The following is a 13,663-nucleotide window of genomic DNA, read 5'->3' on the forward strand; positions in this document are numbered from 1 at the left end:
TTTACACAAATCAACAAAAGTCTATTGATTATTTTCTGAAATGCGAGTTAAAACATAAATAGCAAACTACAATCAATCAGATTTCACATAAGAATCGTATACTTTTTCGTGTACTCTTATTAGAATCAAAAAATGAATTAAGAATGATTAGTATTTTTAATCAACTTAATTAAAATAATAAAACCTTCATCGCAATTTGTAACTATATTAATAATGGAAACTGCCCGAAGCATTGGAAAAACCTGTAACTCCTCTAAATAAAAAAAGCTCCAGTAAAAACTGAAGCTTTATAGTAGCGGGAACTGCCCCGAAGCGTCGGGGGAACCAGTGACCTTCGGGTTATGAGTTTCGTCAAAATCGTTATATTTTATTGAAATTAAACCCTTTATAGCACAAAAAAGTAAAATCGTTTACGCGATCGTTTACCTTAATTATTATTAATTTTTATACGAATATAGGATTTAAACACTATTTTTTGCTATTCATTCGAGTTATTTTTAACCTTTTCAACGATTTGAACCATTTCATCTATTTTTCCCATAAAATAATTGAGAACTTGATTTTTATAATCATCATCAAATTTGTATTTCCTTAGACTGTCCATACTCTCCCAATTATTATAATATTCTAGATTTAGCGAAAAGAGCCATCTTTTATTAGTATTAGGTTTAGATTTATTTATAGACTTTATTATACTTTTAAACGGTTCTTCATCCTTTTTGAAGCCTTTTTTACTGAACCCATATTTAAGTTTTGTTTTTGATTTTGCTTCAAAAAAACTAAAGCTAATTTTTAAATCATAGTTTCTTAAGTATTCATTTTGCAAATAGAAGCTATCCCAATTCGTATCTTTTTTAAATTTATTTTCAAACTGATAATCCTTATATTGTTCTTTTACTTTTGCTTTTAAGTCTTCAACAAATTGATTGGAAATTTCATACTTGAGCCTTTTCTGTGCCCTAACTAAGTTTTCAAATGCTTTTGTATTTTGTTCACTTGACAGTACAACATCGATTATATCTTTTTCCATAATTTTAGAATTATTTTGTAGAGTATTTTTTTTAATTAAAAACTCATATTGTCGCAAACTCTCCCTAACTATAGGTTTACTTGCTGACTTTTCAATACATTTTTGAATCCAAACTAAAATATCAGTCTCATAGGATATTTTAAAGAAATCTTTATTTTCTATTAAGCTACCTTTCGATGCATCACTCACTTCGTTAGAATCAAATAAGGTTAAATAAAAAATTGGAGCTTTTGAATACGCATTACCATATCTCACTAATTGTTTGTCTTGATCTTCAGCCCAGATTTTATTTTCTATTAAAAAACTAGTGTTGCCATCAGTTATTAAAAGATCTATACTTCCTCCTGTTTCATTTTCGCTATCAATCTTGCCTAACCATTTCTCTTTAATACATCGAGATGAATTTAAATTTAATTCATTTAAAGAGTTCAATGCTTGATTATTATCTGCAGAATCATCAAATTTCTGTTGTATAATATCAATAAAAAGTTCTAAGTATAAGGAATCCTGTCCGTGTGATCCTTTGCTATTTAATAGATTACCAATAAACCTAGAATGAGCAAGTTCATCCTGTGACTTCCTAAGTATAGAAAAAATATTAAAATTCTCCCCTGTTAATTTTTCTATCTGCTTATACTTCTCATGTGTTGAATAGGTTCGATCTAAAAGATTTTGAATTGTTTGAGATGTCATATTAATTTTATGGTTTAATACTTCAAATTTAGGTAAATTAATTAATGAGTTTATATTTTAATAAAAATATTTAATCAATAATAATATATTGCTCTATCAAATAAAGGTAGATTAAGGATTAATTTTAGTTGTTATGAATATCAACAATAAACTCAGACGTTTATACATTCTTGTAAATCAACTCAGGCGAAGACCTAGCACAGGAAAAGAACTTATGAAACTCTTTTCTGAACACAGCCTAGATATCGAAATTGCTACTTTTGAACGGGATAAGAAAACACTAAAAGAAGATTTTGGGATTGAGCTGTTCTATAATCATTCAAACAAAACATATTCTATAGAGACTTATGACCATGAGATAGCTTCACAAGTTATTCAATTTTTGCAATTTAACCAGCTATCAACTACGCTTAATAAAAGCTTGTCTCAAGGTAAGTCTTCACTTGCTTACGTGGACTTTGAAAACGAATATCAATTAAATGGGATTGAATATTTAGATCGATTATTCATGGCAACTCGTCATCATCAAGTCATTCAAATATTACATCGAAAATTTGACAATGAAGATGCTAAAGAATTTACACTACACCCTTACCTTTTAAAACAATACCAAAGCAGATGGTATGTTATTGCAAATACTCTAAAAGGGAATACGATATCTTTGGGAATAGACCGTATTGAAAAACTTGAAGTCTTACAGAAAAAATTCACTCCTAAATCCATAAACTATAAAGAGAACTTTAAGTCGTGTATTGGAGTTTCTCATTTCCAAAATAAAAGAGAACTGATCAGCATAGCTTTTGACAGATCGCAGAAAGGCTATCTGGATAACCTCCCACTTCATCACAGTCAAAAATTAATAAAGGATGATCAGCATACTGTAGTATATGAATATTACCTTGTCATTAATTTTGAATTACGTCAGCACATTCTGAAATATGGCACTTTGGCTAAGGTTTTAAAGCCTACTATTCTAGCTGAACAAATTAAATCTGAATTGGAAAAAGCATTTAATGCATATTAAATATTAGCTCTATCATCATTTGATAGAGTGATGTTTGTTCTTTGTATCAAATAAAAAAGATACGATGAATTTAAAAGAACTCAGAATTAAACAAAACAATCTCAGAGATATTGAAACCCAATTAAAACAAGAGTTTTATGGTCTTGACGATATTATAAATCAGCTAATCAATACTATTGGACCTTGGTATTTATTTAACGAAGCACAGACGCATCCTTTGATAATTAATTTATGGGGATTAACTGGCACTGGGAAAACATCACTCGTTAAAAAAATAGTTCATTTATTAGACAAGGACCAAGCTTTCTTCAGGTTTGAAATGGACAATATTAAAAATAAGGATATTGATACTGCGTTGACTAATGCAGTCGATGTTTATGAAGGTGATGATTATATTATTTGCTTAGATGAGTTTCAACACCTTAGAACAATTGACCAGGCAGGCAGTGAAATTAAAAACGATCTTGATTTCAACTTATGGGACTTCTTGGATACTGGAGAATTTGAACATATATCACCATATTATGATAAAAATGATTATTTGTTACAATACAACAATTTAAAAGTATGGATATCTAACGGATTTAAACTTAGGGATGGTCGGATTTTTTTCGAAGATCAACCAGAACATCTTAAAATTTATCTTAAAAAACGCTATCAAAAGAAAAATGAAAATTCTGTTGAATATTTATTGAGGGACCAGAGACATGATCTATTTAAATTGTTTAAGGATCAGTTCGATAACATTCTTGATTTTGAAAAATATTATTACAATTCTAATGAAAAAGAATTACTTAATTTAATTTATAGAGCCTCAAAACGAAAACGTAATGCTGAAAAAGGTGATATGAGTAAGTCTTTGGTTTTTGTAATCGGTAACCTTGACGAAGCATATCAAATGAGCAAGGATTTTAATCCTGATATCAATGCAGATGCTTTCTATCAACTTTCAACTCGTATTAATATCACTCAGATTAAAGATGCCTTAAAACAACGCTTCAGAAATGAACAAATTGCCAGACTCGGTAATAATCATATTATGTATCCTGCATTGAATAAATCTGCTTACCAAGCCATTATATCAAGACATCTTGACCAGATTAGTTATAAGTTTAGAGAATTGTATCAGATCAACTTTGTATTTGATAATTCAGTTCATGATATGCTCTATAACAACGGAGTTTATCCTACACAAGGGGTTCGACCATTGCTAAGCAGTTTAAAAACTAATATCGATGCTAATATTGGTCAAATTCTAAGTGATCAACATGATTTAGAAGTTACTGCAGATCAGATCAAAATAAGCTATAAGTCTGGTTATTATATTGTCGATTATTATAATTCAGAAAGTTTATTGAAACAAGCGACTCTATCGGTTCAAGCAGATCTTGATGATTTAAGAGAGGGAACCGATATAAATAAACAAGCCGTTACAGCTGTACATGAAGCTGGACATGCTGTGACCAGTATAGCTTTACTTAATAAAATACCCGCTCAACTTAACTCAACGACAGCAGATCAATATCAAGATGGTTTCAGCTACGATCTTGAAAAGTTAGAACTGATCACAAAAGATGATTTGATAAATATTGCTGCTAGATGCCTTGGTGGACTAGAAGCTGAACGTCTCATTTTTGGTGAAGATTTAATTAGTTTAGGCTCAAGTTCAGACTTAAAAAAAGCAACAGGATTAGTTTTAAAATCTTTATATGAAAATGGGTTTGGCAGTAAAACTGGTTTTTATGGAATAAAAAGCCCACGGAATAAGTATCAACTATCTGAAGCTGTGCCTGACCTCCAAATAGAAGCTGAAACTTTGATTAGAGAAGCTGAAAAAATAGCAAAAAATTGCTTAACACAAGAGAAAGTCTTGTTGCTAAAGTTATCCAAGTATTTAAGCGATAACCACACTATTGATAAACAAAAGATAAAAACTTTTATCCAAAATTACGGAAGCCATATCAATCTCGACCAAATTGAGAAAAACCAGAATAAACAAGATCACTTAAAGCTTTTGAAACAAAGCTGGCGATCTATCCCTAAAGAATTTCTTGATGTAGACGAAAGATTGATTTTAAATATAAAAAAAGTTCTGATTAGCTAATAAGAAACAACATGTTTCATCTCAAATCCAATAAATAAAAAACAATGAACAGTCATTTAAACATATTCAAGTCTTACACGAATACAAACCGAACTTACCAATTAGAAAATGATTTAACGAGAGCTTTAGCGATCACACTACAAGAGGATTCTCTGTTTTTTCACGAGGTTTTTAGAGAGATTTTAAAAGGCACAAATCTATATAATCATCTTTTTGAATCATTAGAGAGTGAAACTCATGTCAATATTGATATTCAAAAAAAAGCAAGTCAAATATCTGACTTCGACCGTATTTTTGCAATATCATTGAGTGAATCTGAAATAGCAAATTTTTGGGCACAGAGCTATAATAAAAATTATGACCCAATATGCGATTTAGTTATTCATATTAATAACATCATTCTTGTTTTTGAGGCCAAAAGAGATAAGGTTAATTGTACGGCTCAACTCTACAATCAAATTTTAAATATCACAAAAACAGAAAACGAAACGCAAGATTTCAACAAAGAAAATTATGGCGATAAAATAACAGCTTTCGATTTTAACTGGCGAAGAATTATGGCGATTGCTGTCAAGGTATCAAGTTTTGAAAAAACTATGAATAACCAAAATCGATTTTTATCTGATTTTATTTCTTTAGTAAAACAACATAATTTTAGATGGTTGCCAGAACCTTCTATTTCAGCATTGCAACAAACAAATACTCGTGCAATCTCTAGAAGACTTGAATCAGCCATTGAAGAAGTCGCTAAAACTACAGGAAAAAGTAAATTAAATTATAATGACAGAATAGGTCTTGAGCTTTATAAACCTTGGGCAAAAGAAATTCTTTTTAATATTAATAAAAAAGGAGATTTACATGTCAGTGTATATCCAGGAAACACTAAAAGACAAGGTTACAGTCTTTTTGAAAACAACCCGAAATTCCGTAGTAGTCTAAATATATTAGGAACTGAATATAAAACCAGTTATAGCTATCATATTAAATTCACGAGCTTTCAAAAATATTTTCAAGGTTTATGGTTTTCAGAAGCTGATTTAAAGGAACCTTTATACACCAAAAAAAATTTCAGTAAATATAGTGGACGTAAAAAAAGAGGAAATCAATGGGAAGAAATAGCAACATTGTTGGATAAAAGTCTAAACTATGATTGGAGAAAACAATGTGACTGGGAAAATTCCATCATTGGTTCAGGAAAAAATCAATTTGATATATCATTTGGATATCAAATTCATATTGTCATTCCATTTCAAAAGTTAAAAGAATTAGATCAAAAACAAACAGAGTTGAACGACTTGATAAATTTAATAACAGATATACATGAAAATTTTAACGACAAATTATTAATGAGAGATTAAAGAAACGGAATGCACCAATCTAACACATATACTCTAGTATTGTCCTAAGCTTTTTCGATGATTTTTTCTAGAGCTTTCCTGTGACTTTAAATAGAAAACCAATAGCTGAGCAACTGCTTTTAAAATCTCAATCACAAAATTAGCAACGGCAATGGCAACGGTATTTTGATTTACCGTTGATAAACATTAATAGCCTTCCAAACTCTCATACTCTATCTTATCCAAAATGGTTTCCACATCGGAATTGACTTTTGGACTGAATAAATCACTACTAACTGGATAATGCTTCAGTTGATTCTCATCATAATGAGTTTGCAGTAAAGTTTGAATCTGGCTTTCTTCTAGATCCTTATTCAACCATTGACTGATTTGTTTCTCATTAAAAATAATAGGCTGTCTGTTTTTCTTATTGTGGATTCTGGCGAATAAAGGTGAAGCCTCCTGAGTGAGAATCGCGAAGGTAACTTTGTTTTCTATACGCGTGTAAATCCCAGCAAGTGATAAAAAATCACTCTCCCTAGGCTTAAATACAAAGGGATATTTGTTCCCTTTATGATCATGAGGTTCAAAAAAGGCAGAGACAGGTATGATACAGCGTTTTGAAAATATGGATTGTTTATACAGAAAATGATCAAAGGCCTTTTCTGATCTCGCATTGATGCCACCACCAAATTTTCTAGCTTCTTTGTAATACTGCTTCAACTCACTGACCTTTTTAGTTTCTGGAGCTATGCCCCAGGTAGCAGCTGCCAAAACACTTGGCTTTTCCTGCGGGATGATTAACATCTGCGCATGAGTAAAACCGATGATATGATAACTTGGCCGATCAAAAAGTTCTCGTTGACTTTCATCACTGAGTTTGACGTTATATTGCTCTTCAAGTTGTTCTACCTTTTCGATTTGAGAGGTATGGGCACACATGAGCTAAATTTTAAAATCAAATATTAGGATGGTTGAAATAAATTTGCATTTGTATTAATTAAAATCCTCTATGAATCATCGTTATTTCGGTTTAAAGCCCAAATAGCAAGGCCTGTAATCGTGAGAAGACCACCTACAACTAAAGCTATATTACTATCACGCTGTACTTTTTTAGCTTTCCTTAGCTGTTTCGAGCCAACACCTTTTTCTGCAATAAAATCTTCCAAACCTTTAATTCTTCCTTCTAATTCTTCTTCAATCTTAGTATTAAGTTTCATATTATTTAATTTAAAAGTTTCTAATACATTAATATACTTAAATCTCTTAAAGCTAAGAATTGTTTTTATGTATCTTAAGAAAGGTTTATGATCCCTTTGTGATTCTAATTTACTGTGTATCGTGAGATTATTTTTTAGGCCAAAGAATCACAGGCATTGTATGAACTAAATTTAAGTACTTTAATCAAGTTGCAGCTTGAGTCATGCAACGGCTTTATCAATTACCATTTTAAAATCAGCAATGGCTCAACCAACTGTTATTAAAACTGGTGCTGTTTATATTCTTATGGTTATTTGAAAGCGTATAATTAAGTGTTAAGATCAAAAACTTTAGTTGCACTTTAATTCTAACGCTAAAGTCTATATAAGAAATCATCAATTTTAACAAGAATACAGTTGAGAATATAGTAAAATTATTAACTTTAAGCCTAAACCAATTTATCCCTTATAAATGCCTTTTAATGAAAACTCTCGTGTGAAAACACCATTCTTACTTCTCGTAAACAAAAAGGGCTTTAATTACCATTTAATAAGTAAAAAGGTGATAAATCATAACTTTTTATTTTTATATAATTTTGACCGACTGATAAGCTTCAATCGTAATTTTAAATTGCTTGGTGATGAATAAAAAAGACCTTTCAGAAAGAGATATCTGTTCCAAATTTATCAATCCTGCAATTCAGAAGTCAGGATGGGATATACAAAAACAAGTGCGTGAAGAAGTCAGTTTTACTGATGGGCGAATCATTGTTCAAGGAAATTTGCATACAAGGGGTAAAAAGAAACGTGCTGACTATATATTATACTTAAAGCCTAATGTTCCTATTGCTATTATCGAAGCAAAAGACAACAATCATAATGTTGGTGATGGCATGCAACAAGCCCTTGAATATGCAGAAATCCTTCAGATTAATTTTGTATTTACGTCTAATGGAGATGGCTTTGTTTTTCATGACAAAACCAAATCTAGTGGGAAAATTGAAAAGAATTTATCTTTAGATGAATTTCCAAGTCCTAGTGAACTTCGAGAAAAAGACTTAAAATTTAAAAATATTGATACCGATGAAGCCAAAGAAATTGTTGAGCAAGATTATTTTGTAGACGATTCTGGAATGTCTCCTAGGTATTACCAACAAAACGCTATTAATAGAACGATTGAAGCCATTGCCAAAGATCAAAACCGCATTCTTTTAGTCATGGCAACGGGAACGGGTAAAACATATACCGCTTTCAATATTATTTGGCGACTATGGAAAAGTGGTATTAAGAAACGTATTTTGTTTTTAGCAGATAGAAATGCACTTCTAACACAAACTAAAAACGGTGACTTTTCCCCTTTTGGCAATGACATCATGCATATTATTAAAAACAGAAAGATTGATAAATCTTATCAGATATATTTTGCACTTTACCAAGGTTTAACCAGTAATGAAGAAGCCAAAAATGCCTACAAAGAATTTAGTAAAGACTTTTTTGATTTAGTAGTTATTGACGAGTGTCATCGTGGTAGTGCATCCGAAGCTTCTGCCTGGCGTGAAGTTTTAGATTATTTTGAAAGCGCCACACAAATTGGCTTAACAGCAACGCCAAAGGAAACTAAAGATGTTTCCAACATTAGTTATTTTGGAGAACCTGTCTACACTTATACTTTAAAGCAAGGTATTGATGATGGTTTTTTAGCGCCTTACAAAGTTGTTAGAATTGCGACCAATATAGATGAGGGTTGGCGACCAACAAAGGGCTTACTCGATAAGTTTGGCAACGAAGTTAAAGATCGAATATACAACTTAAAGGATTACGATAGAAATTTAATCATCGATGGTAGAACTGAACTTGTTGCTAAGAAAATTACAGAATACTTAAAAGCGACAGACCGATTTGCAAAAACTATTGTGTTTTGTGTTGATATCGATCATGCCAACCGCATGCGACAAGCTTTAATTAATGAAAATGCAGACTTGGTCAATAAGCATTGGAACTACGTGGTCAAAATAACAGGAGATGATGACGTTGGTAAACAAGAATTAGACAATTTTATGGATGTTGAAGAGCAATTGCCTGTTATTGCTACGACTTCAAAAATGTTAACAACTGGTGTAGATACCAAAATGGTGAAAGTCATTGTCTTAGAATCGAATATTGGTTCTATGACTGAGTTTAAGCAAATTATTGGTCGAGGTACTCGTATCCGTGAAGCTGAAGGTAAAGTCTTTTTTACCATTATGGATTTTAGAAAAGCCACCAACCATTTTGCTGATCCTGATTTTGATGGTGAACCTGTTCAAATTTATGAGCCTGAACCTGATGAAATTCCTGTTCCACCAGATCCTGAGACTGATAGTGAAGAACCGACTGATGATGGCGAACCTGAACCACCTGAAATTCCTTTTCCTGACTATGATACAGATGATGAACCCAAAAAATATTACGTTAATAAAGTACAAGTAAGAGTTGCTAACGAACGGGTGCAATACTATGGCAAAGATGGTAAACTAATTACTGAATCGCTTAAAGAATATACCAAAGACAATATAGTTAAGGAGTTTAAAAACATCAACGGATTTTTGGAACGTTGGACCAAAACCGACAAAAAACAACTCTTAATTGAAGAATTAGCTGAACAAGGCATTTTAATAGAAGCGCTTAAAGACGAAGTTGGAAAAGACTTAGATGTTTTCGATTTAATTTGTCACATCGCTTTCGATAAACCACCACTTACCCGAAAAGAAAGAGCTGAACAAGTGATTAAACGGGATTACTTCTCGAAATTTGAAGGCAAAGCAAAGTTGGTTTTAGAAGCTGTGCTACATAAATACATCGAATCTGGTGTTACTTCTATTGAAGAAACTTCGGTGTTAAAACTAAAACCTCTTTCGGACATGGGCAGTCCTATTGAGTTGGTAAAAGCTTTTGGCAAACGAAAAGATTTTGAAAAAGCAATTAAAGAACTTGAAAACCATTTATACGAAATAGCTTAGTCTATTACACATATTTATACAAAACAAAACTTAATGAGTACAATTACAACTAACATAAAAGCCATACGCGATATCATGCGAAAAGACACGGGTGTAGATGGCGATGCACAACGTATTTCGCAAATGGTATGGATGCTGTTTATGAAAATTTTTGCCGATAAAGAAGATGAATGGGACTTGGTCATGGAAAATTATAAAAGTCCTATTCCAGAACAACTGAAATGGCAAAATTGGGCTTCAGATGATGAAGGATTGACTGGTGATCAACTCATGGATTTTGTAGATAACGAATTGTTCCCTGCGCTAAAAGAACTTGACATTACCACCAGCCCACAAGCCAAAATTATTCGTTCTGTATTTGATGATACTTACAACTACATGAAAAACGGAACACTTTTTCGTCAGGTGATTAATGAAATTGATAAAATCGACTTCAATAGCTCGAAGGAACGCCACTTGTTTAACGATATTTACGAAACCATTTTAAAAGAACTGCAAAGTGCAGGAAGCGCAGGCGAATATTATACACCACGAGCGGTGACTCAATTTATGGTGGACATCATCAACCCACAATTAGGCGAAACCATGCTCGATCCTGCCAGTGGAACAGGTGGGTTTTTGACGTGTAGCATAGAACATTTACGCCACCAAGTAAAAACCGAAGCCGACCGACAAACCATGCAAAAAGCGGTTCGGGGAATTGAAAAGAAACCACTACCGCATTTGCTGTGTACCACCAATTTGATGTTGCACGGATTTGATTTACCCGCAGTACGACGTGGAAATTACCTGAACAAACCTTACTCCGATTGGGGCGCTAAAGATCGTGTAGATATTATCTTGACCAATCCGCCTTTTGGTGGTGTGGAAGAAGATGGTACCGAAACTAATTTTCCTGCTAAATTTCGCACTAAAGAAACCGCCGATTTATTTCTCGCACTCATCATAAAACTACTGAAAAAAAACGGTAGAGCTGCTGTGGTTTTACCCGATGGAACGCTTTTTGGCGAAGGTGTAAAAACCCGTATCAAAGAAGAATTATTAGAAAAATGCAACCTGCACACCATTGTTCGTTTACCCAACGGCGTGTTTAATCCTTACACCGGCATAAAAACCAACTTACTGTTTTTTGAAAAAGGAAGTCCGACCAAAGAAATTTGGTATTACGAACATCCCTACCCTAAAGGGGTAAAAAGCTACAACAAAACCAAGCCGATTAATATCAAGGAATTTGATGCGGAGAAAAAATGGTGGAAAAACCGAAAAGAATCGCCACAAGCCTGGAAAGTGGATATTGAAGAAATTAAAAAACGAAACTATAACCTAGACATTAAAAACCCATTTCAGGTAGAACAAAACTTAGCCAGCCCAGAAGAAATCTTAACCAAATACCAACAAACCGAAACACAAATCACAGACCTACAGTCTAAAATTGTCAAGGTTTTAACTGAAGCTTTAAATTAATCCAACTTGACATGTCGAGCGTAGTCGAGACATCTCAACAGGAACATAACCTATGAAACACCTAATACAACATTTTAACAACCTAACCCTTCACCCCAAAAACGCCAAAGCTTTAAAAGGCTTGATTTTACAATTAGCTATACAAGGCAAACTAACCGAAAACTGGCGTGCGGAACATCCTGACGTGGAAAGTGGTGACGAACTTATTAGGAAAATTGAAACTGAAAGAAAGAAATTAGTTACAGATGGTAAAATAAAGGATTTTGGTAGTTATAATAATATTAAAAATAAAACATATGATTTTCTACCCAAAAGTTGGATAAAATGTAAGTTAAAAAACTTAGCTAGCTTACCTTATGGCAAAGGACTTTCAAAAAAACAACTTACAGACGAAGGATATGATGTTTTCGGTGCAAATGGAATAATTGGCAAATATAGTGAATACCACTATGAATCTAAAAAACTACTTATATCTTGCAGGGGAGCATATAGTGGTAAACCAAATATTTCACCACAAAGGTGTTTTATTACAAGTAACTCTCTAGTCTGTGACTTCTATTCTCCAGAGTTGACTGATTTACATTACTATTATTATACTATAATGGGTACATCAAAAAATCATATAGTTTCAGGTAGTGCACAGCCACAGGTAACAGCAACAAATGCAAGAGAATTATTATTACCATTACCACCAATCCAAGAACAAAAAGCCATTGTCGCCATCGTGGAAGAATTATTTGCCGAAGTCGAACAATTGGAGCAAAAAACACAGGAGCGCATCCAACTTAAACAAGATTATGTCACTTCTGCATTGCAAAAATTAAGTCAGACCACCAATGTCGCCAAAACTTGGCAAGACTTACAAACCCATTTTGCCACTTTTTTCAATGAAAAAGCCAACATTAAAAGTTTACGCGAAAGCATTTTGCAATTAGCCGTTCAAGGAAAGCTTACCGCCAATTGGCGTAAGAAAAACAAAATATCCCCCTTTGGGGGCGCAGGGGGCATCGAATCTGCCAGCGAACTCCTAAAACGCATCACCGCAGAAAAGAAGCGACTCATTGATGAGAAGAAAATTAAGAAAGAAAAGCCCTTGCCAAAAATTACCGAAGACGAAAAGCCTTTTGAGTTGCCTGAAGGGTGGGTTTGGTGTAGGTTGATGGAACTTTTACTCTACTCCGATGCAGGCAAAAGTCCAAACTGTGAAAAAAGACAGGTTAGTGGTAAAGAATGGGGTGTTCTTACTACCACTTCAATACAAAAAAACAGATTTGATGAAAATAAAAATAAAGTCCTTCCGGCAAGTTTTAAAATTAATAAACAGCAAATAGTAAAATCAGGTGATATACTTATAACAAGAGCTGGCCCTATTAACAGAACAGGTATAGCTTGTAAAGTCGATAAGATAAATTACAATCTAATACTTTCTGATAAAACAATTCGGCTAAAATATATAGAAAACACTTTAGACCCTGATTTTGTTGTTACAGCATTAAACAGTCAAAAAATAAGGAGATTATTATTAAATAAAATGATTGGAATGGCTTCTAGTCAAGTAAATATTTCTCAAAAAAATATAAAAAGTATATTTATTCCCCTTCCACCCCTAGAAGAACAAAAAGCCATTGTCAAGATTGTGGATGAGTTGATGGCGTATTGTGATGGCTTAGAGCGCGACATAGAGCAAAGGGACAGCTTACTTGAAGACTTGATGGCGAGTTGTTTGGTGGAGATGGAGGGTGATGCTTCTGCTGATGAAGAGTTGGGGATGGTAGCTGAAAGTGGGGATGAGTATAAAAGAAATATCAAATAA

Annotated in this window: 9 protein-coding genes; 6 read left to right on the plus strand and 3 right to left on the minus strand. The window is 32.9% G+C overall.

Annotated features, from left to right (window positions below):
• Window positions 1–478: 478 nt before the first annotated feature.
• The gene (locus BLV84_RS00200; protein ID WP_093237715.1) at window positions 479–1,723 is read right to left on the minus strand and encodes a PDDEXK-like family protein; all 1,245 of its coding nucleotides are present in this window, start codon (window positions 1,721–1,723) and stop codon (window positions 479–481) included.
• 133 nt (window positions 1,724–1,856) lie between these two features.
• Here BLV84_RS00200 and BLV84_RS00205 point away from each other — a divergent pair, with 133 nt between their 5' ends.
• The 3 genes from BLV84_RS00205 to BLV84_RS00215 all read left to right on the plus strand — a co-directional run bounded on the left by BLV84_RS00205 (window position 1,857) and on the right by BLV84_RS00215 (window position 6,209).
• The gene (locus BLV84_RS00205; protein ID WP_093237717.1) at window positions 1,857–2,747 is read left to right on the plus strand and encodes a helix-turn-helix transcriptional regulator; all 891 of its coding nucleotides are present in this window, start codon (window positions 1,857–1,859) and stop codon (window positions 2,745–2,747) included.
• A 64-nt stretch (window positions 2,748–2,811) separates the two neighbouring features.
• Window positions 2,812–4,851, plus strand: coding sequence for a hypothetical protein (locus BLV84_RS00210; RefSeq protein ID WP_093237720.1), 2,040 nt, complete (start codon window positions 2,812–2,814; stop codon window positions 4,849–4,851).
• Between the two features lie 44 nt (window positions 4,852–4,895).
• Window positions 4,896–6,209: a hypothetical protein gene (locus BLV84_RS00215; protein WP_093237723.1), complete on the plus strand. Its 1,314-nt coding sequence runs from the start codon at window positions 4,896–4,898 to the stop codon at window positions 6,207–6,209.
• Window positions 6,210–6,395: 186 nt separating this feature from the next.
• Here the strand turns inward: BLV84_RS00215 and BLV84_RS00220 are convergent, their stop codons facing one another.
• Window positions 6,396–7,130 (minus strand): SOS response-associated peptidase, encoded by a 735-nt coding sequence (locus BLV84_RS00220; protein ID WP_093237726.1) that lies wholly within the window; start codon window positions 7,128–7,130, stop codon window positions 6,396–6,398.
• Between the two features lie 68 nt (window positions 7,131–7,198).
• Window positions 7,199–7,408: a hypothetical protein gene (locus tag BLV84_RS00225; RefSeq protein WP_093237729.1), complete on the minus strand. Its 210-nt coding sequence runs from the start codon at window positions 7,406–7,408 to the stop codon at window positions 7,199–7,201.
• Between the two features lie 620 nt (window positions 7,409–8,028).
• On the opposite strand from BLV84_RS00225, the gene hsdR reads away from it, so the two are divergent.
• The 3 genes from hsdR to BLV84_RS00240 are packed head-to-tail and all read left to right on the plus strand — an operon-like array spanning window position 8,029 to window position 13,663.
• Window positions 8,029–10,386, plus strand: a complete 2,358-nt coding sequence (hsdR, locus tag BLV84_RS00230; protein ID WP_093237732.1) for an EcoAI/FtnUII family type I restriction enzme subunit R — start codon at window positions 8,029–8,031, stop codon at window positions 10,384–10,386.
• Between the two features lie 33 nt (window positions 10,387–10,419).
• Window positions 10,420–11,850, plus strand: coding sequence for a class I SAM-dependent DNA methyltransferase (locus BLV84_RS00235; RefSeq protein ID WP_093237735.1), 1,431 nt, complete (start codon window positions 10,420–10,422; stop codon window positions 11,848–11,850).
• A gap of 52 nt (window positions 11,851–11,902) precedes the next feature.
• Complete coding sequence (locus BLV84_RS00240) at window positions 11,903–13,663, plus strand: restriction endonuclease subunit S (protein ID WP_093237738.1); 1,761 nt, start codon at window positions 11,903–11,905, stop codon at window positions 13,661–13,663.

It is taken from the genome of Psychroflexus halocasei (assembly GCF_900107595.1).
GTDB classification, from domain to species: Bacteria; Bacteroidota; Bacteroidia; order Flavobacteriales; family Flavobacteriaceae; genus Psychroflexus; species Psychroflexus halocasei.